The following is a 24,973-nucleotide window of genomic DNA, read 5'->3' as shown; positions in this document are numbered from 1 at the left end:
TGGATAGCGGCAGTCGCTGACCAACGGTGGCACCGTGTTGGGACACTTGTGCGGGCCCTTTCGAGGTTTACCCGCGAAGGGGCCCGCAAGGTGAACAAATCACGCCGGCTGTTTCAACACCAGGGTCAGAATGTCATAGCTGGCCACCAGCTCACCCAGCTGGTTGGTTACCTCCACATCCCACGCCACCACCCCTTGCGGCTGGCCCAGCGGGCTGGTTTTGCCCTGGTCGATCTTGCGCTTGCAGGTCAGCCGTGCCTGGATGGTATCGCCAATGCCCACCGGGTTGATGAAGCGCAGCGTATCCAGGCCATAGTTGGCCAACACCGGCCCGGCACCGGGCGACACGAACAGCCCGGCCGCCGCCGAGAGGACGAAGTAGCCGTGGGCGATACGTTTACCGAACTGCGATTCTTTGGCCGCGATTTCGTCGAAGTGCATGTAGAAATGGTCCCCCGACAGGCAGCCGAAGTTGACCAGGTCGGCTTCGGTCACGGTGCGGCGGTGGGTGAGCAACGACTCGCCGATGCGCAACTGCTCGAAGTATCGGCGGAACGGGTGCACTTCGGTCTCGATCACTTCGCCACCGCGCACGTATTCGCCGGTGACCGCCGTGAGCATGCTCGGCGAACCTTGTACTGCGGCGCGTTGCAGGTAGTGCTTGACCGCGCGCAAGCCACCCAGTTCTTCACCGCCGCCGGCCCGGCCCGGCCCGCCGTGCTTGAGTTGTGGCAACGGCGAGCCGTGGCCGGTGGATTCCTTGGCGGCCTCGCTGTCGAGCACCAGCAGGCGGCCATGCCAGGCAGCTGCCACCGGTATGGCCTTGGCCGCAATACTGCGGTCGGCGGTGACCAAGGTCGCCACCAGGCTGCCTTTGCCTCGGGCGGCCAGTATCAAGGCTTCGTCAAGGTCGTGGTAGGCCATCAGTGTGCTGACCGGGCCGAACGCTTCGATATCGTGGGCGCCGCCGTCGGCGTGCGGGTCGCGGGCCTGTAGCAGGGTCGGGGCAAAGAATGCGCCCTCGGCCACGCCATCGCCACGCGGGGCGAAGCCGTCGCTGGCGCCGAACAGCTGGTCACAGCTTTGCAGCAGGCTGCGCACCCGCTCGGTCACGTCGTGCTGCTGGTCGTGGGAAGCCAGAGCCCCCATGCGTACGCCCTCCAGCGACGGGTCACCCACAACCACCTTGCTCAGCCGCTCGCGCAAGCGCGTGGCAACCGCATCAATGTGCTTGGCCGGCACGATGGCGCGGCGGATGGCGGTGCACTTCTGCCCGGCCTTGGTGGTCATTTCACGCACCACCTCCTTGATGTACAGGTCAAACTCTTCGCTGTCCGGGGTCACATCCGGGCCAAGAATGGCGCAGTTCAGCGAGTCGGCTTCGGCGGTGAACGGTACCGAATTGCGCACCAGGTTCGGCGTGACGCGCAATTTTGCGGCGGTATCGGCTGACCCGGTGAAGGTCACCACGTCCTGGCCTTGAAGGCGGTCGAGCAGGTCGCCGGTGCTGCCAATCACCAGTTGCAAGCTGCCCTCCGGCAGCAGGCCGGAGGCGTTCATCAGGCGGACGACGGCTTCGGTCAGGTAGCTGGTGGAAGTCGCCGGTTTGACGATGCACGGCATGCCCGCCAGGAACGTCGGGGCGAACTTCTCCAGCATGCCCCAGATAGGGAAGTTGAAGGCGTTGATGTGCACCGCCACGCCTGCGCGCGGCACCAGGATGTGGCTGCCGGCGAAATGACCTTGCTTGCCCAGCGCGATGGCCGGGCCCTCGTGCACCAGGTTGCCCGACGGCAGCTCGCGGCTGCCGATGCCGGCATAGGAGAACAATGTGGCGTTGCCGCCTTCGATGTCGATCCAGCTGTCGGCACGGGTGGCGCCGCTATGGTGCGACAGGGCGTAAAGCTGTTCCTTGCGCTCGGCCAGGTACAGGGCCAGCGCTTTCAGGCGTGCAGCACGCTGCTGGAAGTCCATGGCCATGAGGCTGGCCAGGCCACGCGCACGGGCGAAGTCCACGGCTTCGGCGAAGTCCGGGCGCTCTTCGTGGCTATAGGCAAGTACGTGGCCATCAAGGGCGCTGCGCAGGGCTTGCGCGCCGTGCTGGCCGAGCCAGCGGCCGGCGATGAAGCTTTGCAGGGTAGGGGCGGCAGACATGCTGTTCTCCATACTGTTCGAATGTAGTGGGCGCTGTTACCACAGCGCCAGGGTGTAGCCGATGATCAGGCGGTTTTCGTCCACGGCGTTGGTCAGGCCATTGCCGGACCGGAAGGTGACGTTGCGCCAGCGCAGGCTGACGTCCTTGAATGGGCCGCTCTGGATGACGTAGGTGATGTCGGTGTCGCGTTCACGCTCGCGGCCATTGCTGACAGTGGCGGTTTCGGCGTGGCGGCCGTCGGTGTAGCGCGTCATGAAACTCAGGCCGGGGATGCCCATCGCTACAAAGTCGTAGTCATAGCGCACTTGCCAGGAGTCCAGCCCGGCGCGGGTGAAGGTGTTGTAGGTCACCAGGTTGACGGTAAACGGGTCGCCGCCGTTGACGAACGGGAAGGCACTGTCGCCGGACATCTGTTGCCAGGTCGCCGTGAACTTGTGCGCCCGCACGCCGAGGGTGAACATGGCGTTGAAGTTGCGGTTGTCGATGTTGCCAGCACGTTCGGCGCCGTCGTTGCGGCTGTCGAAGTAGCGCAGGTCGCTGCGCAGGCTCACGCCTTCGCTCAAGGGGCGGGTGTCGATCAGGCCGACGAACTGCTGGCGGTAGATGTCCTCGAGCTTGGCATAGTAGTAGCTGACGCTGGTTTGCGGGGTGATGGCGTAGCTGCCACCGCCAAAGTCCAGGTGGTCACTGCTGGCAGCGCCATAACCGATGTCGTCGCGGCCCGAGGAGTCGCGCAGGTTGGCCTTGGTCAGGCGGCCGGCGTTGACGGTAAGGCCATCGAGATCCTGGCTGGTCAGCAGGCCGCCCTGGAAGGTGGACGCCAGCAGGCGGGTGTCGTTGTATACCACCACCGGCAGGATCGGTTGCAGCGTGCCCAGGCGCAGGGTGCTTTTGGACACGCGGATTTTGCCGGTCAGGCCCAGTTCGCTGTAATCATCAACCGGTTCGTGGCTGTTCGGGCCGTAGGGCAGCAGCCCGGTATTGCGGCGGTCGCGGCTGGAGTCGAGCTTGATACCCAGCTGGCCCATGGCGTCAACGCCAAAGCCGACCGGGCCCTCGGTGAAGCCGGACTCCAGCTTGGCGGTGAAGCCCTGGCCCCATTCTTCTGCCTTGGCCTGTGGTGCGTTGCTTTGGCGGAAGTCGCGGTTGATGTAATGGTTGCGCAGCTCCAGGCGTGCGTGGCTGTCGCCGATGAAGTCTGCCAGCGCCGGCAATGGCAAGGCGAGCGTGGCCAGCCAGGCAGCTGACATGATGTGCGTGCGGTTCATTGTTGTTGTTTTACCCGACATGGTGGTTCTTCCTTGAAGTCAGTGCTTGCTGGCGCCAGCGGCGCCGATACCGGTCATGGAGCGGATGAACTGGGCCAGGTAGCGGCCACGCTCCTCACTGGCACGTTCGGAGCTGTCGGTGACCGAGAACGCCCAGGCACTCAGGAACGCCAGGCTCATGGAGAACAAGGCCGGGTTGCTGTAAGGGAACAGCGCTTTATCGTGATGCAGCACGTTGACCCACACTGCCGGGCCCAGTACCACCAGCAGCACCGCCGAGGCCAGGCCGGCCATGCTGCCGCACACTGCGCCGCGGGTGGTCAGGCCTTTCCAGAACATCGAAAGCAGCAGCACCGGGAAGTTGACGGAGGCAGCCACCGCCAGCACCAGGCCGGAGAGGAAGGCGATGTTCTGCGACTCGAACATCAGGCCGAGCATGACCGCCAGCAGGCCGATCAGCAGGGTGGCGACACGCGATACGCGCATTTCCTCCTGCTCGGTGGCCTTGCCTTGGCGGATCACGCAGGCATACAGGTCGTGGGATACCGCCGATGCGCCGGACAGCGCAAGGCCGGCGACCACGGCAAGGATGGTGGCGAAGGCCACAGCAGAGATGAAGCCAAGGAACAAATTGCCACCGACAGCCTGGGCCAGGTGCACGGCGATCATGTTGCCGCCGCCAATGATTGCACCGGTGGCGTCGCGGTAGGACGGCTCGGTGCCGACCATGACGATGGCGCCAAAGCCGATGACGATCAGCAGCAGGTAGAAGTAACCGATGAAACCGGTGGCATAGAACACGCTCTTGCGTGCTTCCTTGGCATCACTGACGGTGAAGAAGCGCATCAGGATATGCGGCAGGCCGGCGGTGCCGAACATCATGCCCAAGCCCAGGGAAATGGCATCCACCGGATTGGACAGCAGGCCACCCGGGGCCATGATCGCCTGGCCCTTGGCATGCACGGCCACCGCGCTGGCGAACATGGCTTCGGTGCTGAAGCCGAAGTGCTTGAGCACCATGAACGCCATGAAGCTGGTGCCCGACAGCAGCATCACTGCCTTGATAATCTGCACCCAGGTGGTAGCGAGCATGCCGCCGAACGTTACATAAGCGACCATCAGCACACCGACCAGCATCACCGCATACAGGTAGCTGATGCCGAACAGCAGCTCGATCAGCTTGCCGGCACCGACCATCTGTGCCACCAGGTACATCAGTGCCACGACCAGGGTGCCGAACGCCGAGGTCAGGCGTACCGGGGTTTGTGCCAGGCGGTAGCTGACCACGTCGGCAAAGGTGTACTTGCCCAGGTTGCGCAGCCGTTCGGCGATCAGGAACAGAATGATCGGCCAGCCGGCCAGCACGCCCAGGGCGTACAACAGGCCGTCATAGCCGTTCAGGAACATCATCGCGGAGATGCCCAGGAAGGAGGCGGCGCTGATCATGTCGCCTGCGATCGCCAGGCCGTTCTGCATGCCGGTCAGGCCCCCGCCGGCGGTATAGAAGTCGCTGGCCGAGCGGGTGCGCAAAGCCGCCCAGCGGGTGATCAGCAAGGTGAAGCAGACGAACACCATGAACATCGAAATGGCTGTCCAGTTCATTGTGCGCACTCCTGCTTGACCTTTTCATTGAGCGGGTCGAGCACATTGTTGGCGCGGTGCACATAGATGCCGGTCAGGGCAAAGGACAGCAGCACCATCAGCACACCCACCAGCATGCCGACGGTGGTCACACCGCCGCTGAGCGACTGGCCAAGGGTGCTGGGCGAAAACGCCACCAGCAGGACGAAGCCGTAGTAGATCACCAGCATGGCCAGGGTCAGGCTGCCGTTGAGGCGGCGTTTGCGCTGCACCAGGTGCTGGAAGTCGGGGTGGTTGGCGATGCTTTCTATGCGTTCGGGTGTCATGGCAAGCGATCTCTTGGTTTTGTAATTGTTTTGTTGAGGTCACGCGGGGGTTGCGGTATTGCAAAAGGGCCTCTTCGCGGGCATGCCCGCTCCCACAGGGAGGGTGTTGCCCTCAGCCCTTGTGCGGTGCTTGTGGGAGCGGGCGCGCCCGCGAAGCAGGCGGCGCGGTCTTATAGCTGGTCGAAGTCGAGCACCACCTTGTCGCTCACCGGGTAGGTCTGGCACGACAGCACGTACCCGGCTGCCACTTCGTAGTCTTCCAGGGCATGGTTGCTGTCCATTTCCACTTCCCCCTCGACCACCCGGCATTTGCAGGTCGAGCACACGCCGGCCTTGCACGAGAAGGGCAGCTCGGCGCCGATGGCATTGCCGGCGTCCAGCACGTTCTGGGTGTTGCGTGGCAAGTCGAAGGTAAGGGCGCGGCCGTCGCTGATCACGGTGATGTGGCTGAGCGCCGAATCCACCTGGCGCGCTGCTTCACGGGCCTCGCGACGGGTCTCGTTACCGGCGGCGGCGAACAGCTCGAAATGAATGCGCTCTTTGTCCAGGCCATTGGCCTGCAGGCTGTCACGTACGGTTTCGGTCATTGCCTGAGGCCCGCAGATGAAAGCCGCGTCCAGGCCTGGAACGTCCAGCCAGCGGGAGAACAGTTGGCCGCACTTGTCGGCGTCAATGCGGCCGTTGTACAGGTCAACATCCTGTTGCTCGCGGCTGAACACAAAAATCAGGTTCAGGCGGTCGAGGTACCGATTTTTCAGGTCTTCGAGCTTGTCGCGGAACAGCGCGCCAGAGCTGGAACGGTTGCCGTACAGCAAGGTGAAGCGGCTGTGCGGCTCACTGTCGAGGGTGGTGCCGATGATCGACAGGATCGGAGTAATGCCACTGCCGGCCGCGACGGCCAGGTAATTGCCCTGACGGGCAGGGTCCAGCGGCACGAAGAAGCTGCCCGATGGCGGCATCACGTCCAGTTGCTGGCCGGCCTTGAGCACTTCATTGGCAAACGCCGAGAAACGCCCACCTGGCACGCGCTTGACAGCCACGCGCAGCTCGCCGTCCTGCACGGCGCTGCAAATAGAGTAAGAGCGGCGGACCTCTTCGTTGTCCAGTTGAGTACGCATGACCAGGTACTGGCCCTGGGTGAAACGGAACTGTGCCTGCAGGTGCTCGGGCACGTCGAAGGCAATCGAAACCGCATCACGGGTTTCGTTGCGCACTTGCTTGATGGTCAGGCTGTGAAACTGGCTCATGGCGTTCTCCACGGCTCAAATGCATTTGAAGTAATCGAACGGCTCCAGGCACTCGCGGCAGCGGTACAGCGCCTTGCAAGCGGTAGAGCCGAACTGGCTGAGCATTTCGGTGCGGTTACTGCCGCACTGCGGGCAGCACACCTGGGGGGCTTCACCGAGCAGGCTGCGCTTGCTGGCGCTGCCCTGCGGCGGGGCGATGCCGTAGGTGCGCAGGCGCTCGCGGCCCAGCTCGCTGATCCAGTCGGTGCTCCAGGCCGGGGTCAGCCGGCGCTCAAGGTCCGGCGCGGGGAAACCCGCCTGCTCCAGCGCCTGGCGGATATCGCCTTCGATCACCTCGGTCGCCGGGCAGCCGGAATAGGTCGGTGTCACCACCAGGTGCAGATGGCCGGCGCGCCAGTCGAGGTCGCGAACGATGCCCAGGTCGACCACACTCACCACGGGCACTTCCGGGTCCATGACCTGGCCCAGCACCTCCCAGGCCCGGGCCAGGTCCTCGCCGCGTGGCGCCCGCGCGCCACGGTCGCCGGCAATCAGCTCACCAGGTTGCATCGGGGTAAGCCCTTGGCAGGAACTGCATTTCGGCCAGTAGCAGGCCCAGGTGCTCGGTGTGCAGGCCTTTGCGGCTGTCCAGGTAGAAGTGACTGGCAGCCTTGGGCAGCGGCAGCTCGACCGACGCGAAGGTCTCGCTCACCTGTTTCAGCCAGGCAGCACCAGCGGTGTCGGGGTCGGCAGCGATACCTGCCTGGGCCAACTGCACCTCGTTATCGCTGGCGGCCGTCAGTTCGACGGTAAAGCGCCACAGTGCAGGAATGGCGGCAAGCATGCGCTGACGGCTCTCTTCTGTGCCGCCACCCAGGCGCTGTACCCACTCGCTGGAGCGGCGCAGGTGGTAGGTGACTTCCTTGAGTGCCTTGGCGGCGATACCGGCGATACGCTCATCGCTTGAGCCGGCCAGGCCCTGTAACACGGCAAAGTGCCAGGCGTCGTAGAGGAATTGCTTGGTCATGGTCACGGCAAAGTCGCCGTTGGGTTGCTCGACCAGCAGCAGGTTGCGATAGGCCCGCTCGTCTCGGCGGAAGGCCAGGGCATCGGCGTCGCGGCCGTCGTCCAGCAGCTCGGCTGCGTATTCCAGCCAGTTGCGCGCCTGGCCGACCAGGTCCAGGCCAACGTTCATCAGGGCCAGTTCTTCTTCGATGGCCGGGGCGTGACCACACCATTCACAGAGGCGCTGGCCTTGTACCAGGGCGCTGTCGCCAAGCAGCAGCAGGTAGGGGATAAGGGCTTCGTTGTGCATGGCCAACCTCACATGTGTCCGACTTCATCGGGCAGCTCGTAGAAGCTGGCATGGCGGTAGACCTTGTCGTCCGAAGGGGCGAACAGCGGGTCTTTCTCGTCAGGGGAGGAGGCGGTGATCAGCGCCGAAGGCACCACCCACAGGCTGACGCCCTCGCTGCGTCGGGTGTACAGCTCGCGGGCATTTTCGATGGCCATGGCGGCGTCGGCGGCATGCACGCTGCCGACATGCTTGTGGTTAAGGCCGTGCTTGCTGCGCACGAACACTTCGTAGAGGGTCCAGACAGACATTTTCGATCTCCGCATCAATCGCCGCTCAGGCGGCGTTCTTGTTCTGTTGCTTGCGCGCGTAGGCCACGGCGGCCTCGCGGACCCAGGCGCCGGCCTCGATGGCCTGGCGGCGGGTGGCGACACGTTCCTGGTTGCACGGGCCGTTGCCCTTGATCACTTCGTAAAATTCGTCCCACTGAATTTCGCCGAAGTCGTAGTGACCGCGCTCGGCGTTCCACTTCAGTTCAGGGTCGGGGGCCGTGCAGCCGAGCAGTTCGAGCTGCGGCACGGTCTGGTCAATGAAACGCTGGCGCAGTTCATCGTTGGTCTGGCGCTTGATCTTCCAGGCCGTGGACTGAGCGCTGTTTGGAGAATGTTCGTCGCTGGGGCCGAACATCATCAGCGATGGCCACCACAGGCGATTGATTGCGTCCTGGACCATGTCGCGCTGTGCCTGGGTGCCGTGACGCATCATGGTCAGGAGCATTTCGTAGCCCTGGCGCTGATGGAAGCTCTCTTCCTTGCAGATACGGATCATCGCGCGGGAGTAGGGGCCATAGGAGGTGCGCTGCAGTACCACCTGGTTGACGATTGCAGCGCCATCGACCAGCCAGCCCACTGCGCCCATGTCGGCCCAGCTGAGGGTGGGGTAGTTGAAGATGCTCGAGTACTTGGCCTTGCCGCTGTGCAGCTTGGCGATTTCTTCGTCGCGGTCGGCGCCCAGGGTCTCCATGGCGCTGTACAGGTACAGGCCGTGGCCGGCTTCGTCCTGGATCTTGGCCATCAGTTGCAGCTTGCGCTTGAGGCTAGGCGCGCGGGTGACCCAGTTGCCTTCGGGCAACATGCCGACGATTTCCGAATGGGCATGCTGGGAGATCTGCCGGATCAGGGTCTGGCGGTAGGCCTCTGGCATCCAGTTCTTGGCTTCGATCTTGATTTCGACGTCGATCTTTTCCTGGAAGTTGCGTTCCTCGGCGGACATTTCTTCCAGCGATTTGACGCGCTTGACTCCGGTTTCCACTAGCTGTGCGTACATGTGCGGCGACTCCTGCTAAGGCATGAGTCATTTGTAAGCGATACAAAACATAACGTCAAACAGTTTTATATGTATCAAATAAGATTTGTGTATCGCTTTGGGGTCCCATCGCGGGTAAACCCGCTCCCACAGGGGCGCGCGGTACCTGTGAGCGCGAATAACACGCAAAAAAAACCCCGGACAGTGCCGGGGCTGCACAGGCAGATGAATGACTCAGCTGGCCAACCGTTTGTCATACACGTGGCAAGCCTTGCCCTCGGAGCGTTTGAGCGTGCCGCAAGGCTGCAGGTGCACCTGGGTGCTGATGCCGATGTAGGTCTTGATCTGTTTGCTCAACTCCCCGGTCACCCGCTTGCGCTGGCCTTCATCGAGGTGCTGGCACTCCGCACGCAATTCAACATGCACCTCGACACTGTCCAGGTTGCCATTGCGATACAGGTGAATCTCATAAAGCTCGGAAAGCTGTTTTATTTTCAATACCTGTTCTTCGATCTGGGTCGGGAACACGTTGACGCCGCGAATGATCAGCATGTCGTCGCTGCGCCCGGTGATCTTGCCGATCCGCCGCATGGGCCTGGCTGTGCCGGGCAAAAGGCGGGTAAGGTCGCGGGTGCGGTAACGGATCATCGGCAGCGCCTCTTTGCTTAGCGAGGTGAAGACCAGTTCGCCCAGTTGGCCGTCCGGCAACACCTCACCGGTGACCGGGTCGATGATCTCGGGATAGAAGTGGTCTTCCCAGATGGTCGGGCCGTCTTTGGTCTCGATACATTCCATCGCCACCCCGGGCCCCATGATTTCCGACAGGCCATAGATGTCGAGGGCATTGATGCCCAAACGCTGCTCGATCGAACGGCGCAGCTCGTCTGTCCACGGCTCGGCACCGAAAATACCCAGGCGCAGCTTGAGGTCATGGGGGTCGATGCCCTGTCGCTCGATCTCGTCGGCCAGGTTGAGCATATAGGACGGCGTCACCATGATGATGTCGGGCTGGAAGTCGCGGATCAGCTGCACCTGCTTCTCGGTCTGACCACCCGACATCGGGATTACCGTACAGCCCAGGCGCTCGGCGCCGTAATGCGCACCCAGCCCGCCGGTGAACAGGCCGTAGCCGTAGGAAACATGCACCTTGTCGCCTTTGCGTCCACCCGCAGCGCGGATCGAGCGGGCGACCACATTGGCCCAGGTATGAATGTCGTTCTGCGTATAACCGACCACCGTAGGCTTGCCTGTGGTACCGCTGGAAGCATGCAGGCGTACCACTTCCTCCTGGGGTACGGCAAACATGCCGTAGGGGTAGTTGTCGCGCAGATCGTTCTTGCCGGTGAAGGGGAACTTCGCCAGGTCTGCCAGGCACTTGAGGTCATCGGGGTGGGTGCCGCATTCGGCAAAGCGCTGGCGGTACAACGGTACATTGTCGTAGGCGTGCTTCAGGCTCCAGCGCAGGCGCTGGAGCTGGTGCTGGCGCAGGGCATCGACGCTGGCGGTTTCCATCGGGTCCAACAAGGCACGGTCGGCATCATGGTACATGTTCATGGCTTCACTCGAATTGTTCTTGTACGCCGTGCGGGGCCGGTTACGGGCCGCGCGGTGAGTGTCATGAGCGCAGCATATACGGCTGCGTTCGGTTCGGTAACAGGCTGAAGGCGTGACCCGCTCAGAGGCGTTCTATGACCATGGCGATGCCCTGGCCAACGCCAATGCACATGGTGCACAGGGCATAGCGGCCGGCAGTTTCCTCCAGTTCGTGCAGCGCGGTGGTTACCAGGCGCGCACCGCTCATGCCGAGCGGATGGCCCAGCGCAATGGCTCCGCCGTTGCGGTTGACCCGGGGGTCGTCGTCGGCCAGGCCTAGCTCGCGTAGCACCGCCAAGCCTTGGGCGGCGAAGGCTTCGTTAAGCTCGATGACGTCCAGGTCGGCCAGTGACAATCCCGTGAGCTCAAGTACCTTTCGGCTTGCCGGCACCGGGCCGATGCCCATCAGCCGTGGCTCAACCCCGGCCACGGCCATGCCGACGATACGGCCGCGGGGCTTCAGGCCATGGCGGCGGGCAGCGGTGCTGCTGGCCAGCAACAGGGCGCAAGCGCCGTCGTTGACACCGGAGGCATTGCCGGCGGTGACGCTACCCCCTTCACGGAACGGGGTGCCGAGACGGGCGAGTTGTTCCAGCGTGGTGTCGCCGCGCGGATGCTCATCGTGCTCGACCACTTTGGGCGGGCCTTTGCGCTGGGGGATCTGGACCGGCACGATTTCTTGCGCAAGGCGGCCGCGGGCCTGAGCAGCGGCCGCCTTGTGCTGGCTGCGCAGCGCGAAGGCATCTTGGTCGGCGCGGGAGATAGCGAACTGTTCAGCGACGTTTTCAGCGGTTTCCGGCATCGAATCGGTGCCGTAGGCAGCCTTCATCAGCGGATTGACGAAGCGCCAACCGATGGTGGTGTCGAACAACTCGGCTGCGCGGCCGAAGGCCTGCTCCGACTTGCCCATGACGAAGGGCGCGCGCGACATCGACTCCACGCCGCCAGCCAGCATCAGCCCGGCTTCGCCGCAACGCAGGGCGCGGGCAGCATTGCCGATGGCGTCCAGGCCGGAGCCGCACAGGCGGTTGATCGTGGTCCCCGGTATTTCGGGGGGCAGCCCGGCCAACAGGGTGGCCATGTGGGCCACGTTGCGATTGTCTTCGCCGGCCTGGTTGGCACAGCCGAAGATCACGTCGTCGACCGCTTTCCAGTCCAGCTCGGGGTGGCGCTGGATCAAGGCCTTCAGCGGAATGGCGGCGAGGTCATCGGCACGTACGCCGCTCAAAGCCCCGGCATAGCGCCCTATGGGGGTGCGCACGGCGTCGATGATCAGGGCGTCGGCGAGGGTGTGTTCAGTCATCTTGCGTCTCCTGCGCCAGCACGGTGCCGCGCACTTTGTAGGATTTGCCATGGAACATCGCCACCAGCTCACCGCGCTGGTTGTGGATGCACACGTCGTACAGGCCTGTGCGGCCTTTGCGGCTGACCTCGCTGGCGTCGGCGGTGAGCACGTCATCGCGCAGCGCCGGTGCCAGGTAGTCGATGCTGCAACCCAGGGCCACGGTGGCCTGGTCGTAGCTGTTACAGGCGAAGGCAAACGCCGAGTCGGCCAGGGCGAAGAGGAAACCGCCATGGCAGGTGCCGTGGCCCTGGATCATGTCGGCGCGTACCGGCATACGCAGGCTTGCCCGGCCCGGGCCGGCATCCAGCAGGCTGATGCCCAGGCCCTGGGTGGCCAGATCGCGGGCATACATGGCGTCGGCACAGGCTTGTGCCAGTTCGAGTTCAGTCATGCAGGGTGCCTCCTTTGGCCTCGCAACGGCGTAACAGCAGAGAAGGGCGGTAGCGGCTCTCGCCGTAGCTGCGCTGCAGGTTGTCGAGCACGCGCAAGGTGTGGGCGATGCCGATGTGCGCAGCCCAGGCCAGCGGGCCACAGGGGTAATTGACACCGGCGCGCATCGCCAGGTCGATGTCAGCGGCGCTGCCGACGCCCTGTAACACGGCATCGGCAGCTTCGTTGGCAAGCATTGCCACTGTGCGCAGCACCACCAGGCCGGGCAGGTCGGCGACAGCAGTAACCTTGAGGCCGGCCCGCTGCAGCAGGGCCACAGCCTGGTCACGAGCGCTTGCGGTGGTATCGGCCGACCAGCTGATGGCAATACGTGAGGCGGTGCTGTAGTCCAGCGCAAGGTCAAGCAGCACCAGGTTGCGCAGGCCATCTTCACGGGCGCGCTGGCTGGCGAGGCGGCCATCGGACAGTGCCAGGGTGGCATCACCGACCTGGATCACGCCGCTGCCAGCACGCTGGGTGATGGCAATGCCGTTATCGCGCAGGCGTTCAGCCAGTGGCTGCAGCACTCCCAGATGCCCCTCGACAACACAGGCATTAACACTGGCGGGGCTGTGCAGTTCGGCCGGCACTGGGCGCTGCGCGCCTTCAGCGTAGCTATAGAAGCCTTGGCCTGTCTTGCGGCCGAGGCGACCGGCATCCACCAGCTCTTTTTGCACCAGTGAAGGCTGGAAGCGGAAGTCCCCATAAAATGCGTCGAACACCGAGCAGGTCACGGCGTAGTTGACGTCGTGGCCGATCAGGTCGGTAAGCTCGAACGCACCCATACGGAAACCACCGGCATCACGCAGCAGCGCATCAAGGCTGGCGCAATCGGCCGCTCCTTCCTGTAACAGGCGCAGGCTTTCGGCATAGAAAGGCCGCGCCACACGGTTGACGATAAAGCCCGGTGTCGAGCGCGTGTGCACCGGCTGTTTGCCCCAGGCTTGGGCGGTGTCGTAGATGCACGCGGCCACGGCCGGCTCAGTTGCCAGGCCCGACACCACCTCGACCAGCGCCATCAGCGGTGCGGGGTTGAAGAAGTGCATCCCCACCACCTGCTGCGGGCGTTCAAGGCCGGCAGCAAGGCTGGTGATGGACAGCGATGAAGTGTTGCTGGCAATAATGCAATCTGCTGTGCACAGGGCTTCTAACTGATTGAACAGCGCCTGCTTGACCTGCAGGTTCTCGACGATGGCTTCGATCACCAAGCCGGCATCGGCCAGCGCGTCGAGCGTGTCGACCGGGCACAGGCGGATGCTGATCATTTCACGCTCGACAGCCTGCAATTTGCCTTTTTCCACGAGCCGGGCGAGCTGGTGATCAATACCGGCCACTGCCTGGGCAGCGGCCCCTCGGCGGTTGTCGTAAAGCTTTACCGGGTGGCCGGCCTGAGCCGCCACCTGGGCGATGCCGGCCCCCATGGCACCGGCACCGATCACCGCTACGGGCACATTGCTTGCGAGTGCGCCCATGTTCAGCGCCCCTTGAATGCGGGAGTACGCTTGTTGATGAAGGCGCTGACGCCTTCACGGTAGTCCTCGCTGCGCCCGGCCAGGCGTTGCAGGTCGCGCTCAAGCTCCAGTTGTTCATCGAAGCCGTTGTCGAAACTGGCATTGAGGCTGCGCTTGATCAACGCCAGGCCGTAGGTAGGCTGGGTGGCGAGCTGGCGGGCCAGTGTGAGGGCTTCGTCACGCAGTGCAGCATCGTCAACCACGCGATGGATCAGCCCCCATTGCTGTGCCTGTTCGGCGCCAAGGCGTTCGCCCAACATGGCCAAGGCTTTGGCCCGTGCCATGCCGACCAGGCGCGGCAGCAGCCAGGTCCCGCCAGAGTCTGGCACCAGGCCAATTTTGCAAAATGCCTGGATGAAGCTTGCCGAGCGGGCGGCCAGTACCAGGTCGCAGGCCAGCGGAATATTCGCGCCGGCCCCGGCGGCAACACCGTTTACCGCACAGATTACCGGCAGTGGCAGGTCGCGCAGGGTGCGTACCAGCGGGTTGTAGTACGTGTCGATTGAAGCGCCCAGGTCTGGCATTTCAGCGCCTGGAGCAACGTTACGGTCGGACAGGTCCTGGCCTGCGCAGAAACCGCGGCCTTCAGCCGTCAGCAACAGCACCCGCGCATCGCTGCTCTGGCGCACTTGCTTGAGTGCTTCGCGTACTTCCAGGTGCATGGCGGTATTGAAGCTGTTCAGCTGCTCGGGGCGGTTCAAGGAGAGGAGGGCGACGCCGTCCTCAATGGAAAACAGGATGTGCTGGAAAGTCATGACAGACTCGCTCCGTCAGTCGAGGGAAAGGTGATCAGCGGCCTTGGAAACGGGCCTGGCGCTTTTCCTGGAAGGCCCGGATACCTTCGTCGCGGTCGGCGGTGCCGGCCAGCAGGGTGAATGCATGGCGTTCGAAGCGCAGGCCACTGGCCAGGTCTGTATCGCCGGCCTTCAGCAGCGCCTCTTTTGCCAGGCGCACGGCCAGCGGCGCCTTGGCGGCGATGCTGCGGGCCACATGCAGGGCGCGTTCTACGGTGAATTCGGGCTGGGTCACTTCACTGACCAGGCCTGCCTGCTGGGCGTGACGGGCGCTAATGGCTTCGCCGGTCAGCACCATCTGCATGGCCAATGGCTTGCCAACGGCGCGCAACAGGCGCTGGGTGCCGCCAGCGCCGGGGATGATGCCGAGGTTGATCTCCGGCTGGCCGAAACGGGCGTCGGTACCGGCGATGACGATGTCGGCGCACATCACCAGCTCGCAACCACCGCCCAAGGCATAGCCATTGACTGCCGCAATCAGCGGCTTGGCAAAGCCGGCGATGCGCTGCCAGTGGGCTACCCGAGGATCGTTGAGGATGCCGACCAGGTCGCGCTCGGCCATTTCGCGGATGTCAGCGCCTGCGGCGAATGCCTTGCGGTTGCCAGTGACCACCACCGCAGCGGTCTGATCATCTTGGGCGGCTGTATCCAGTGCAGTGGCCAGCTCTGCCAGTAGCTCGGTACACAGGGCGTTGAGAGCCTCTGGCCGTTGCAAGGTGATGAGCTGAACGCCGTTTTCCGGCGCCTGCACATTGAGATATCGCGGCATGTCGGGGTCCTCTGGCTGCACGCACGGCACATCGTGGGGCCGGCATTTCTTGGAATTGTTTGCAGGGTCGTGATGCTGGGTCACGAACAGGTGAGCCCAGTATATGCATTATGCGATACACAGAATCAACATCAAAAATGCCATGTCGTATCTCTTCAATGAGATCTTTAACTATTTCAATCGTTACGATTAAGGACTTTTAAACCGTATAATGTCGATTTTTAACTGATTTTCGAGTGTTTTCGCCTGCCGATCCAAGCAGATATAAAGTGATACACAGCGATGGCGTTTGACGAGAAATTTCCTTGTGATACAAGATCAGGTGCCATTTCAAATCATTTCTGGAGTTCGCATGCCTTGCTATCGACTGGACGGCCTGACGCCCGTGGTTCACCCGACCGCCTACGTGCACCCAAGTGCAGTACTGATCGGCGATGTCATCGTCGGCCCTCGTTGCTACATAGGCCCCTTGGCATCGCTCAGGGGCGACTTCGGCCGCATCGTGCTAGAGGAGGGCGCCAACCTTCAGGACACCTGCGTGATGCATGGCTTCCCGGGTGGTGACACCGTAGTAGAGCGCAACGGGCACATCGGCCATGGCGCCGTGCTGCACGGATGCCGCGTGGGCGAAGACGCCTTGATCGGCATGAACGCAGTGGTCATGGATGGCGCCCACGTAGCGCCAGGCTGCATCGTTGCGGCCACCGCTTTCGTCAAGGCCGGCTTCGAATGTGCGGCTCAGAGCCTGGTGATGGGCTCGCCAGCGCTGGTAAAGCGCCCGTTGACCGATCAGGAGCTGACCTGGAAGCAGGCCGGCACTGCGCAGTACCAGGAACTGACGCAGCGCTGCATGACCAGCATGGTCGAATGCCCGCCGCTGGCCGAGGCAGAAGTGGGGCGCCCGGGTATGGAAGACACCGGCTTCAGGCCCAAAGGCCAGGCAAGCGCATGAGCCTGGCAGCCACCCGCATTGGCCAGGCGGCCCGCCGCACAGGTATAGTCGGTGCTTTATCCGCGCACAGTTCGCCCATGAGCAATCTTGCCCCACTGAACCATTTGATCACCCGCTTTCAGGAGCAGACGCCAATCCGCGCCAGCTCGCTGATCATCACGCTGTACGGCGATGCCATCGAGCCTCACGGCGGGACCGTCTGGCTGGGTAGCCTGATCAACCTGCTGGAGCCGATAGGTATCAACGAGCGGTTGATCCGCACGTCGATCTTTCGCCTGACCAAGGAAGGCTGGCTGACCGCCGAAAAAGTCGGCCGGCGCAGCTATTACAGCCTCACCGGCACGGGCCGGCGCCGTTTCGAAAAAGCCTTCAAGCGCGTTTACAGTGCGAGCCTGCCCGCCTGGGACGGCGCCTGGACGCTGGTGTTGCTGTCGCAGCTGGAGGCCAGCAAGCGCAAGGCCGTGCGCGAAGAACTGGAGTGGCAAGGCTACGGCGCCATCGCCCCGAACGTACTCGGCTGCCCGCGCGCTGATCGTGCCGACCTGGCGACCACCTTGCGCGAGCTGGACGCCACTGACGACAGCATCGTCTTCGAAACCCACACCCAGGAAGTACTGGCCTCCAAGGCCATGCGCGCCCAGGTGCGGGAGAGCTGGCGGATCCAGGAACTGGGCGAGCACTACAGCGAATTCATCCGCTTGTTCCGGCCGCTGTGGCAGGCGCTCAAGGAGCAGAAAGAGCTCGATGCCCAGGACTGCTTCCTGGCACGGACCTTGTTGATCCACGAGTACCGCCGGCTGCTGCTGCGTGACCCGCAGTTGCCGGATGAGCTGCTGCCTGGGGACTGGGAAGGCAGGGCTGCTCGCCAGTTGTGCCGTAACCTCTATCGGCTGGTGTGGGACAAGGCCGAAGCGTGGCTGGGGACCGCGCTGGAGACGGCGGATGGGCCGCTGCCGGATGTCAACGAGAGCTTCTACAAGCGGTTTGGTGGTTTGGGCTGAAGCCGGCGATATTCCCTTTCAAGGCTTGCTGGGCGGTTGCGGATGTTCTGGCTTGGCAGGGTCGGCGTACCACTGCTCCCTTGGCACCCACTTGGCCTGCAGCGGGTCGCCGAGGTAGTGGGGCGACATGATCTGCACGCCGTACTCGTTGAAAACGTCCTGGATATTGGCGTGCAGCAGGCTGAGGAGGAGGGCGCGTGGCCTGGGCAGCGACGGAATGGCCTGGGCCACCAGGCGGTACTCCGGATAAAAATCCGACAGCGCCGTCTGGAACACCTGGGGTTCGGGTTTTGCCAGTACGCCATCGGTACGCCGGGCCGCCTCCAGCAACATGGCTTCGACCTGCCGCCACGGCGTGTCGTAGCCGATGGTCACCACCGTATCGACCACATAGCCTGGCCCCTCGACGATGCGTGAGTAGTTTTTCGTCACGGTGCCCGTGATCATGGAATTGGGCAGCGTGAGCACCTCGCCAAGGCCGGTGCGGATGGTGGTGGTGAATATGCCCACCTCGGTCACCGTGCCTTCGTAGTCGCCCACGCGCACGAACTCACCGGCGCGCAGCGTCCTTGTATAGGTGAGAATCAGCCCGGCCGCAGCCTGGCCGACGACACTGGTGGCCCCGAGCGAGATCATCAGCCCGAGCAGTACCGACAGGCCCTTGAACGCATCGGTACCTGAGCCAGGCAGGTACGGGTAGGCCATCACCAGGGCGAACAGCCAGATCGCCAATGACGTCAGCCGCATGGTGGGCTGCAGGGTTTCTTCGGTAAGCCACTTCAACGTGCCCGGCCGTGCCATGCGCCGCAGCACCCGTTTGGAAAACGCGCTGATACCGCGGGCAATGAAGAAAATCGACAGGGCAACGGCAAGCCCAGGGATGGCGTGAAGGATACCGCTGACCAGGTAGCCGAGCAGCGCCATCAGGTAGACATTCAGGCTTTCACCCCACGCCCGGGTATAGGGGAACTGCGACAGTACGAAGCCCAGCCATTGGTAGCAGAGCAATAGCAGCACCAGCCAGTACACCAGCCACAGCGAACGATCGGCCAGGTAGTAGAGGTTCTGCAGGTCGAACAGGGGTGTTTGACCCACCCTGAAACGCTCGGAGTGCTTGCCCATCAGCCTGGGCAACAGCCCCAAAAGCTTGCGCCGCACACCTCGCGCGCCCTTGGCCAGAAGCATGAACAGCAAGGTGGCCGCCGCCGAATAGCCGACAGCATTGAGCAGAAAGCGCACGCTGCGCGCCTGGCGTGTTTCCTCGACCACCAGGCGCAGGTTCTCTGCGGCCAGCTCGGCGGCTTCGCGCGCGGTGATATCGTTGGCGGCGGCGTCCTGCGGTGTGACGATGAACGCGCGGCGATCGCCCAGCAGTACCAGGTAACTGTTCAGGATAGAGTCGATTCTAATGCCCTGGTCATCTTCATCCTGCAACGCCTCTTCAATGGCCGACTTGGCCCGAAGGGCTCGAACCTGTGGTGTTTCACCCAGCAAGGTGGCACGAAAGACAAATACCGTGCGGTTGATGATTTGCAGCGCTGCAGGTTCAGGCGTTGCAGCACCGGCTGGCGTCGCTGAAGGCTCCAGGCCCTCTGCATGTAGGAGGGTTGAGCACAGCATCTGTAGCGCCAGAGCCAGCCAACACGCTTGCCTGCATCCACGCATGATCCTCATGCTTCGCTCCCCTGCGACCCGAGGTTGGGCTGCTTCCAGCATAGTCGGGTTTCTGGCCTGCCCAGCATCGCGTCCACGGGTAACCAGGCCGTAAATATCCAAATATAAGGTTAACCATAACGATCTTTATGACACTTAAGGCTTATGGTGGTGCGTGTTATTTTGATCGTGAAAACCTTTAAAGCGTGCTATGGTTTACCTTATACAACTTAATATTAGTGCTGCTTGACTTTATGGATGACTTTTTTCCCGTCGCCTGCGCCGATACCCTTAATAAAATAGGGCTTCTGGTCAAGGCAAAGCGTTTGTCGCTCGGTTTACGCCAAACAGACCTCACGGTAGCAATCGGCGTCTCCGCGCATAACCTTCGCAAGATCGAAGGCGGCTCCGCGCGCGTGGACCTGCGTTCGTTCATGCTGGTGTTATGGCGCCTGGGTATCAGCGACACGGTCTTCGCCTCGCTGGAAGGCATTGAAAAAACCTCCCAGATCACCCGTTTCAGTGATGACGACGATGCCCACCAGCGCCTCGCATCCCGCCGCGTGCGGCTGGCAAAACCCAAGCCTGAGGAATTCTGATGTCCCGTGCCTACATCTATATGGAGCACCCCGACACAGCTGAGGTCATCACCCTTGGCCGGCTGACCCTAAAAGGCAAGGTCGGTGAGTTCCTCTATGCGCCTGACCATGTGGCGCGAGGTGGCTGGGTACCCGACCCGATCAATTACCCCCTGCGTGCCGAGCCCTATACGGGGATCGCCAAGAACCGCGGCATACCCGGCTTCATCAATGACGCCATGCCTGATGGCTGGGGTGAGCGGCTGCTGCATCGGGCGTACGGCCAGGAACTGGGCACGCTCGATTTCTTGCTTAAGTCACCGAACAACGACCGCGTCGGCAACCTGATGGCCGGCGGCGCAACCACGCCCGCACCTGGCCTGGGCGATGGTGCGGTACCCACCTTGAAAGGCCTGGCGAAATTCGTCGCCGCGTGCGAAGCGGTGTACGACGGCCAGCTCGACGCCGAGTCGGTGGCAACCCTCAACGTACGCCAGCAGCGTTCCGCCCTGGGCGGCGCGCGCCCAAAACGTACGCTGCAGGACAACGGTATGCTGATTCTGGCCAAGCCCCGTGATCGCTTCGATCACTACGACCTGCCCTCGATCGAATATGCCTGCATGACCTTTGCAGCAGGGCAAGGATTGAACGTCGCAAAAACCGCGTTGCATGCCGAAAACCCTTCAACCTTGCTGATCGAGCGCTTCGACCGCACGCCGATTGCACAGGGCGCCCGGCGCATTCCCATGCTCAGCGCATTGACCCTGCTGGACTCGGAATGGAACGGCGCACACCACCGGGATTGGCGCTACGCCGCAGTAGCCGATGAAATGCGCCGGCGGGGTGTGCCCGACGCTGATCTGCAGGAGCTGTTCAAGCGCATGTGCTGCAACGCCCTGGTGGGGAACTCTGACGACCATCCACGCAACCATGCGGTGATCTGGGTGGCCGGCGGGTGGCGTCTGTCACCGATGTACGACGTACTGCCGATGCTCGAAGAAGGGCCGGCCCAGACCTTGGCCATGGCTGTTGGCCGTGAAGGCCGCCAGATCAGCCGCGCAAACCTGCTCAGTCACCACGCTCACTTTGCCTTGACGCGGGAGCAGGCCGAGCAGCTACTGGAAGAAGTGGCGGGGTGGGAGCAGGCGTTGAAGGCGCATTACCAGCAGTTGCTTGCGGGGGAAGATTTGCGCATGGCGTGTGAGGCGGCGAGTGCGGCGCGGATGCTCAGCTGAGCGAGCGTCTTTCGCCTTTAAATGACATGCATTCCCATTTATACTTGCATCTCATTTCCTCTCTGTTCAACGCTATCGTGCAGGCAGATCCTCCAAAGCCATCATTGCTCGCCACCCTGATCCGTCATTACGACGACTTGGTCGACCATGTGCGCCGGCGCTTCGGTGAACGGGTCTTCGCGCGTGAAGTCGTTCATGACCTTTGCGTGCAGTTGCTGGAGGATGACGAGCGAGAAGGGGTGCGGCAGCCCTTGGCGCTGTTACGCAAGATCGCCCATGACAATGCGGTTTCGCATTGTCGTCGCGAGCGCCGGCGGGGCAACGTGATCATCACACTGGCCGAGCTCCCTGAAGTAGCCTGCAGTGCAGCACCACAGGAGCGCGAGGTCGATGCCGCGAAGACACTGGACAAGCTGGTTGCCGCCATTTCCCGATTGCCTCCTCGCTGCCAGGCAGTATTCATCATGCACAAGTTGCACCAGATACCGCAGGCCGAGGTCGCAGAGCGCCTGGGCATTTCCCTGAAAACGGTAGAAAAGCATTTGCGCCTTGGTATGATCGCTTGCCGTGAATATCTGCAAAGCGAGGGGGCACCGTGAGCCGTCTACGCGATAAAGACGATGCCGCAGTCGATGATGCGCTGGCCACGTGTCGCGAGGACTTGAAGCTGCGTTTCCCTCTACCCAGCCCGCCACCTGCCAGAAAGCCTCGCAAAAGCACCAAGGCAGTCTCGTTGCTGGTGTTGGCCCTGGTGGCAGGTGCTGTGTGGCAGAACCCTGCGTACCGCAACGAGCACTATGTCACCCAGGTGGGGCAACGCCAGTCGGTGCAGTTGGCCGATGGCAGCCAGATCAAGCTGGACGGTGGCAGCGAGGTGCGCGTGAGCTGGCATTTGCGTAGTCGGAACATTGAGTTGGTACGGGGCCAGGCACTGTTCGCCGTTTCGCCCATGCTGTATCGGCCGTTTCTGGTCGATGCAGGCACTGCCGCTATACGTGTGGTCGGCACCCGATTCAACGTCAATAGATACTCGGATGATGTCCGGGTGACTGTTGCCCAAGGCCAGGTGGAAGTCAAAGGGCGCGCCTTGGACCGTACCTCGCAGCTGCTGGCCGGGCAGCAGTTGCTCGTCCACAACGGCATCCCCGCTGACGTGGTCAAGAGCAGTGTCGAAGACGCGATTGCATGGCAGCAAAGCCGATGGGTGTTCGAAGGCACACCACTGGTTGAGGTCGTTGCCGCACTGCAACGTTACTACGCCCAGCCGGTCGAGCTGGTGGGGCCTGAAGTAGGGCGCTTGCCGGTTTCAGGTGTTTTCAACAGCGACCAAGCCGAAACCTTGCTGGCGCTGCTGCCTGAAATTCTTCCGGTAAAGGTCACCAGGGAAGGCGCAAACCTGCGCATTCACCCCAAAGGGGCAAAAAATAATTCGCCAACGAGGTAGGGTTGCGACCGCTGGGAGGCGGCTATCACTTTGTACCCATCTCTTGGAGAATAAAAGTGAGTCAGCTCTTCCTGCGTGCACCTTGGCACGTATCGGTCTTGACCAGCACCCTGATGGCCAGCCAATGGTCGCACGCACAAGCGTTGGTGGTGGTTGAATTCAATGTTCCCGCATCAACACTGGAGCGCTCATTGAATGCCGTGGCTCGCCAGGCGGGCGCCCAGGTGCTGTTTTCCAGTGAACTGACTGCGGGGAAGCAGGCGCCGGCGCTGCAAGGGCGTTACACACTGGAGCAGGCGCTGGAGCATGTGCTTGAGCACAGCGGGCTGGTCGGCAACGCGCGTGACGAGCGTACCTTCATTGTTGTGCCGCCAAACGATGCCATGATGGGCAGGGGGCTGGCTTCAACCAGCAGTACGGTGGAGCTGGCCAACGTGGAGATCACGTCCTCTCGGCTTTCCAGCAACGTGGTAGCGCAGGCTCGCCAGGTAAATGTCATCGAGCGAGAGCAACTGAAGCAACTGCGCCAAGGCTCTGATGGTTTGGCGACGTTACTGGCCAAGAGCATCCCGGGGATGGCCGATTCAAGCCGAACCATCACCGATTATGGGCAAACCCTGCGTGGACGTACGATGCTGGTCCTGGTCGATGGCGTGCCCCTGAACACCAACCGTGACTCCTCGCGTAACCTGGCCAACATCGACCCGGCATTGATCGAGCGCATCGAGGTGATTCGCGGCAGCAGTGCTATCTACGGCGCCGGTGCAACGGGCGGGATCATCTCTATCACCACGCGGCCAGCCGGCGGTGAAGCAATGGCCGAAACTACGTTGACCGGCGTGTCGCCCTTGAGCCAGATGGACAGCGATGGCCTGGGAGGGCAGTTACAGCACCATGTTGCCGGCTCACAAGGGGCCTTGGATTACGCGCTTGATTTCGGTGCACGCCATATCGGCGCCTCTTACGACGCCAAAGGGCATCGTATTGCGCCCGAGCCGAGCCAAGGCGACCTGTTTGATTCCAACACTTACAACATTGGCGGCAAATTCGGCTGGCGCATTGATGAGCAACAGCGCGTTCAGCTTTCGCTTAGCCACTACACCGCCGAGCAGGACAGTGACTATACCGCCGACCCCTCGGTCAGCCGGTTGCCGCCGGGTTCAGTCCCTGCGCAACCGTTGTCCGGGTTGTCACTCGACGAGCAAAACCAGATCAAGAACACATTAGTGAATCTTCAGTATGCCCACACAGAGGTGCTCGGAGGCACACTCGACACCCAGCTTTACTATCGCGACTATTTCACCCGCTTCACACCATTCGATGCGCGAGGCGTGGCCACCCGCGGGCGCAATGTCGATCAAGTCATGCAAAACAGTGAAGTCTTTGGTAGCCGCATCACGCTGCGAACCCCGTTAGGCGGCTCGGATACCGAGGTGTTATGGGGTGGCGACTTCAACCAGGAGCGCAGCGACATGCCCATCGATATCTTCGACCCGCAGGAATTCGATGCGAGCGGTGGGGCGGTGTTCAACAAGATCGGCAAGTTGACGTACATGCCAGACCTGACGTCCCGCAGCGTAGGCGCATTTGCACAGTTGCAGCACCGCTTCACCGAGCAGTGGTCAATGGAGGGCGGCGTGCGTTATGAATATGCCACTGCTAAATACGGGGACTTCGTGCCGCTGTCCGAATCGACTGCAGCGAGCCCAGCCACGGTGGAAGGCGGCAAGGTGCATTACGATGCGCTGCTTTCCAATATCAGCCTGACTTACTCGCCGGTCAGCGGACAGGCGATATATGCCGCCTTCAGCCAAGGCTTCCAACTGCCCGACATTGGCGTGCAATTGCGTAATGCGCGGCGGGACTTCGAGGTCGGATCTTCCAATCTGGAACCGGTCAAGACCAACAACTACGAACTCGGCTGGCGCGGCGACCTGGGCGAGCAGACCCTGGCATCGCTGGCCATTTTCTATACCACTTCCAAATTGGGGGATGTGCAAAGCTTCAACAATGGCCTGATCCTCACGCGCACCCAGGAACGGATCTACGGTGTTGAGGGCAGTGCCGACTGGCTGACCCGCCACGAGCATTGGGGGGCAGGGGGGAGCTTCACCTGGATGAAAGGGCGCGAGCAACCGGACGGAGGCGATTGGCAAGACATGACGGGCTACCGTATTCCACCGCTGAAGCTGACGGCTTATCTTCAATACAAACCTGACGAAGACTGGACCCACCGCGTGCAGGCGACTTACTTTGGCGCAGAGGACTACCGCCTCAATGGCGTAGAGAGTTTTGGCAGACGCAGGGTGGAGGGTTACACCACGGTGGACGTCATCAGCCAGTACCAACTGAGTGAAGGGGATCAGATCAGCGTAGGCGTACAGAACCTGTTCAATCGGTACTATTATCCGCTCTATAGCCAGCTGATGCGGAACAGCAACAACACCAGCCACTTGCCAGCGCCCGGTGCCGTAATCACAGCGAGTTATACCCACCGATGGTGATCTTGCAGGC

General features: G+C 62.4%; 22 protein-coding genes and 1 pseudogene. 7 read left to right on the top strand and 16 right to left on the bottom strand.

Going from position 1 to position 24,973, the window contains the following annotated elements; all coding sequences use genetic code 11:
* Positions 1-99: 99 nt before the first annotated feature.
* From paaZ to paaF, 15 genes and pseudogenes are all read right to left on the bottom strand, one after another.
* Complete coding sequence (paaZ, locus tag ACK1VC_RS20255; protein WP_060517778.1) at positions 100-2,154, bottom strand: phenylacetic acid degradation bifunctional protein PaaZ; 2,055 nt, start codon at positions 2,152-2,154, stop codon at positions 100-102.
* 36 nt (positions 2,155-2,190) lie between these two features.
* Positions 2,191-3,423 carry an OprD family porin gene (locus ACK1VC_RS20250; RefSeq protein ID WP_191087886.1) on the bottom strand — a complete coding sequence of 411 codons (1,233 nt, stop codon included), beginning with the start codon at positions 3,421-3,423 and terminating at the stop codon, positions 2,191-2,193.
* 39 nt (positions 3,424-3,462) lie between these two features.
* Positions 3,463-5,031 (bottom strand): annotated as a pseudogene (locus ACK1VC_RS20245) (cation acetate symporter); the annotation flags it as partial.
* Positions 5,022-5,330 carry a DUF485 domain-containing protein gene (locus ACK1VC_RS20240; protein WP_016487157.1) on the bottom strand — a complete coding sequence of 103 codons (309 nt, stop codon included), beginning with the start codon at positions 5,328-5,330 and terminating at the stop codon, positions 5,022-5,024. The pseudogene ACK1VC_RS20245 and the gene ACK1VC_RS20240, both read right to left, overlap by 10 nt.
* Positions 5,331-5,500: 170 nt before the next feature.
* Entirely contained in the window at positions 5,501-6,577 is a 1,077-nt protein-coding gene (gene paaE / locus ACK1VC_RS20235) for a 1,2-phenylacetyl-CoA epoxidase subunit PaaE (protein ID WP_102689400.1), read from the bottom strand.
* 15 nt (positions 6,578-6,592) lie between these two features.
* A complete protein-coding gene (gene paaD / locus ACK1VC_RS20230; RefSeq protein WP_016487155.1) occupies positions 6,593-7,126 on the bottom strand; it encodes a 1,2-phenylacetyl-CoA epoxidase subunit PaaD in 534 nt (177 codons plus the stop codon).
* Positions 7,113-7,871, bottom strand: a complete 759-nt coding sequence (gene paaC, locus ACK1VC_RS20225) for a 1,2-phenylacetyl-CoA epoxidase subunit PaaC (protein WP_102689398.1) — start codon at positions 7,869-7,871, stop codon at positions 7,113-7,115. Before paaC ends, paaD begins: the two co-directional genes overlap by 14 nt.
* 8 nt (positions 7,872-7,879) lie before the next feature.
* Positions 7,880-8,161, bottom strand: coding sequence for a 1,2-phenylacetyl-CoA epoxidase subunit PaaB (paaB, locus tag ACK1VC_RS20220; RefSeq protein WP_004374528.1), 282 nt, complete (start codon positions 8,159-8,161; stop codon positions 7,880-7,882).
* A gap of 25 nt (positions 8,162-8,186) precedes the next feature.
* Complete coding sequence (paaA, locus tag ACK1VC_RS20215) at positions 8,187-9,176, bottom strand: 1,2-phenylacetyl-CoA epoxidase subunit PaaA (protein ID WP_449118028.1); 990 nt, start codon at positions 9,174-9,176, stop codon at positions 8,187-8,189.
* 213 nt (positions 9,177-9,389) lie between these two features.
* Positions 9,390-10,709, bottom strand: a complete 1,320-nt coding sequence (gene paaK / locus ACK1VC_RS20210) for a phenylacetate--CoA ligase PaaK (protein ID WP_024717491.1) — start codon at positions 10,707-10,709, stop codon at positions 9,390-9,392.
* A 121-nt stretch (positions 10,710-10,830) separates the two neighbouring features.
* Positions 10,831-12,051 (bottom strand): 3-oxoadipyl-CoA thiolase, encoded by a 1,221-nt coding sequence (gene pcaF / locus ACK1VC_RS20205; protein ID WP_016487151.1) that lies wholly within the window; start codon positions 12,049-12,051, stop codon positions 10,831-10,833.
* On the bottom strand, positions 12,044-12,484 hold the full coding sequence (gene paaI / locus ACK1VC_RS20200; protein ID WP_016487150.1) for a hydroxyphenylacetyl-CoA thioesterase PaaI: 441 nt from the start codon (positions 12,482-12,484) through the stop codon (positions 12,044-12,046). Before paaI ends, pcaF begins: the two co-directional genes overlap by 8 nt.
* Complete coding sequence (gene paaH, locus ACK1VC_RS20195; RefSeq protein ID WP_191086577.1) at positions 12,477-13,994, bottom strand: 3-hydroxyacyl-CoA dehydrogenase PaaH; 1,518 nt, start codon at positions 13,992-13,994, stop codon at positions 12,477-12,479. Before paaH ends, paaI begins: the two co-directional genes overlap by 8 nt.
* A gap of 2 nt (positions 13,995-13,996) precedes the next feature.
* Positions 13,997-14,788 carry a 2-(1,2-epoxy-1,2-dihydrophenyl)acetyl-CoA isomerase PaaG gene (gene paaG, locus ACK1VC_RS20190; protein WP_016487148.1) on the bottom strand — a complete coding sequence of 264 codons (792 nt, stop codon included), beginning with the start codon at positions 14,786-14,788 and terminating at the stop codon, positions 13,997-13,999.
* 34 nt (positions 14,789-14,822) lie between these two features.
* Positions 14,823-15,596, bottom strand: a complete 774-nt coding sequence (gene paaF / locus ACK1VC_RS20185; RefSeq protein WP_016487147.1) for a 2,3-dehydroadipyl-CoA hydratase PaaF — start codon at positions 15,594-15,596, stop codon at positions 14,823-14,825.
* A 352-nt stretch (positions 15,597-15,948) separates the two neighbouring features.
* Between paaF and paaY the strand changes: the two genes are divergently transcribed.
* Both paaY and paaX read left to right on the top strand, forming a co-directional pair.
* The gene (gene paaY, locus ACK1VC_RS20180; RefSeq protein ID WP_449118027.1) at positions 15,949-16,548 is read left to right on the top strand and encodes a phenylacetic acid degradation protein PaaY; all 600 of its coding nucleotides are present in this window, start codon (positions 15,949-15,951) and stop codon (positions 16,546-16,548) included.
* A gap of 77 nt (positions 16,549-16,625) precedes the next feature.
* Entirely contained in the window at positions 16,626-17,549 is a 924-nt protein-coding gene (gene paaX / locus ACK1VC_RS20175; RefSeq protein WP_186506764.1) for a phenylacetic acid degradation operon negative regulatory protein PaaX, read from the top strand.
* A gap of 18 nt (positions 17,550-17,567) precedes the next feature.
* Here paaX and ACK1VC_RS20170 read toward each other — a convergent pair whose 3' ends face one another.
* A complete protein-coding gene (locus ACK1VC_RS20170; protein ID WP_016487143.1) occupies positions 17,568-19,169 on the bottom strand; it encodes a mechanosensitive ion channel family protein in 1,602 nt (533 codons plus the stop codon).
* 287 nt (positions 19,170-19,456) lie between these two features.
* Between ACK1VC_RS20170 and ACK1VC_RS20165 the strand changes: the two genes are divergently transcribed.
* From ACK1VC_RS20165 to ACK1VC_RS20145, 5 genes are all read left to right on the top strand, one after another.
* On the top strand, positions 19,457-19,801 hold the full coding sequence (locus ACK1VC_RS20165) for a helix-turn-helix domain-containing protein (protein WP_016487142.1): 345 nt from the start codon (positions 19,457-19,459) through the stop codon (positions 19,799-19,801).
* Positions 19,801-21,015, top strand: coding sequence for a type II toxin-antitoxin system HipA family toxin (locus ACK1VC_RS20160; protein WP_449118026.1), 1,215 nt, complete (start codon positions 19,801-19,803; stop codon positions 21,013-21,015). Before ACK1VC_RS20165 ends, ACK1VC_RS20160 begins: the two co-directional genes overlap by 1 nt.
* Positions 21,016-21,092: 77 nt before the next feature.
* Positions 21,093-21,614: an RNA polymerase sigma factor gene (locus tag ACK1VC_RS20155; RefSeq protein ID WP_191087885.1), complete on the top strand. Its 522-nt coding sequence runs from the start codon at positions 21,093-21,095 to the stop codon at positions 21,612-21,614.
* Positions 21,611-22,459, top strand: coding sequence for a FecR family protein (locus ACK1VC_RS20150; protein ID WP_096426069.1), 849 nt, complete (start codon positions 21,611-21,613; stop codon positions 22,457-22,459). Before ACK1VC_RS20155 ends, ACK1VC_RS20150 begins: the two co-directional genes overlap by 4 nt.
* Before the next feature lie 113 nt (positions 22,460-22,572).
* Entirely contained in the window at positions 22,573-24,963 is a 2,391-nt protein-coding gene (locus ACK1VC_RS20145) for a TonB-dependent siderophore receptor (protein ID WP_191087884.1), read from the top strand.
* The last annotated feature ends 10 nt before the right edge of the window (positions 24,964-24,973 follow it).

The organism is Pseudomonas sp. XP2, assembly GCF_053557975.1.
Note: the sequence above shows the minus strand (reverse complement) of the source record. Positions and strands in the feature narration are given on the sequence as shown.

Coding starts and splice junctions, on each gene's coding strand:
- ACK1VC_RS20240 (WP_016487157.1), bottom strand. CDS start 5,330: ATGACACCCGAACGCATAGAAAGCATCGCCAACCACCCCGACTTCCAG.
- paaG (WP_016487148.1), bottom strand. CDS start 14,788: ATGACTTTCCAGCACATCCTGTTTTCCATTGAGGACGGCGTCGCCCTC.
- paaZ (WP_060517778.1), bottom strand. CDS start 2,154: ATGTCTGCCGCCCCTACCCTGCAAAGCTTCATCGCCGGCCGCTGGCTC.
- pcaF (WP_016487151.1), bottom strand. CDS start 12,051: ATGACTGAACACACCCTCGCCGACGCCCTGATCATCGACGCCGTGCGC.
- paaB (WP_004374528.1), bottom strand. CDS start 8,161: ATGTCTGTCTGGACCCTCTACGAAGTGTTCGTGCGCAGCAAGCACGGC.
- ACK1VC_RS20170 (WP_016487143.1), bottom strand. CDS start 19,169: ATGCTGTGCTCAACCCTCCTACATGCAGAGGGCCTGGAGCCTTCAGCG.
- paaC (WP_102689398.1), bottom strand. CDS start 7,871: ATGCACAACGAAGCCCTTATCCCCTACCTGCTGCTGCTTGGCGACAGC.
- paaE (WP_102689400.1), bottom strand. CDS start 6,577: ATGAGCCAGTTTCACAGCCTGACCATCAAGCAAGTGCGCAACGAAACC.
- paaI (WP_016487150.1), bottom strand. CDS start 12,484: ATGACTGAACTCGAACTGGCACAAGCCTGTGCCGACGCCATGTATGCC.
- paaX (WP_186506764.1), top strand. CDS start 16,626: ATGAGCAATCTTGCCCCACTGAACCATTTGATCACCCGCTTTCAGGAG.
- ACK1VC_RS20145 (WP_191087884.1), top strand. CDS start 22,573: ATGGCCAGCCAATGGTCGCACGCACAAGCGTTGGTGGTGGTTGAATTC.
- paaF (WP_016487147.1), bottom strand. CDS start 15,596: ATGCCGCGATATCTCAATGTGCAGGCGCCGGAAAACGGCGTTCAGCTC.
- paaY (WP_449118027.1), top strand. CDS start 15,949: ATGCCTTGCTATCGACTGGACGGCCTGACGCCCGTGGTTCACCCGACC.
- paaD (WP_016487155.1), bottom strand. CDS start 7,126: ATGCAACCTGGTGAGCTGATTGCCGGCGACCGTGGCGCGCGGGCGCCA.
- ACK1VC_RS20250 (WP_191087886.1), bottom strand. CDS start 3,423: ATGAACCGCACGCACATCATGTCAGCTGCCTGGCTGGCCACGCTCGCC.
- ACK1VC_RS20160 (WP_449118026.1), top strand. CDS start 19,801: ATGTCCCGTGCCTACATCTATATGGAGCACCCCGACACAGCTGAGGTC.
- paaH (WP_191086577.1), bottom strand. CDS start 13,994: ATGGGCGCACTCGCAAGCAATGTGCCCGTAGCGGTGATCGGTGCCGGT.
- ACK1VC_RS20165 (WP_016487142.1), top strand. CDS start 19,457: ATGGATGACTTTTTTCCCGTCGCCTGCGCCGATACCCTTAATAAAATA.
- paaK (WP_024717491.1), bottom strand. CDS start 10,709: ATGAACATGTACCATGATGCCGACCGTGCCTTGTTGGACCCGATGGAA.
- paaA (WP_449118028.1), bottom strand. CDS start 9,176: ATGTACGCACAGCTAGTGGAAACCGGAGTCAAGCGCGTCAAATCGCTG.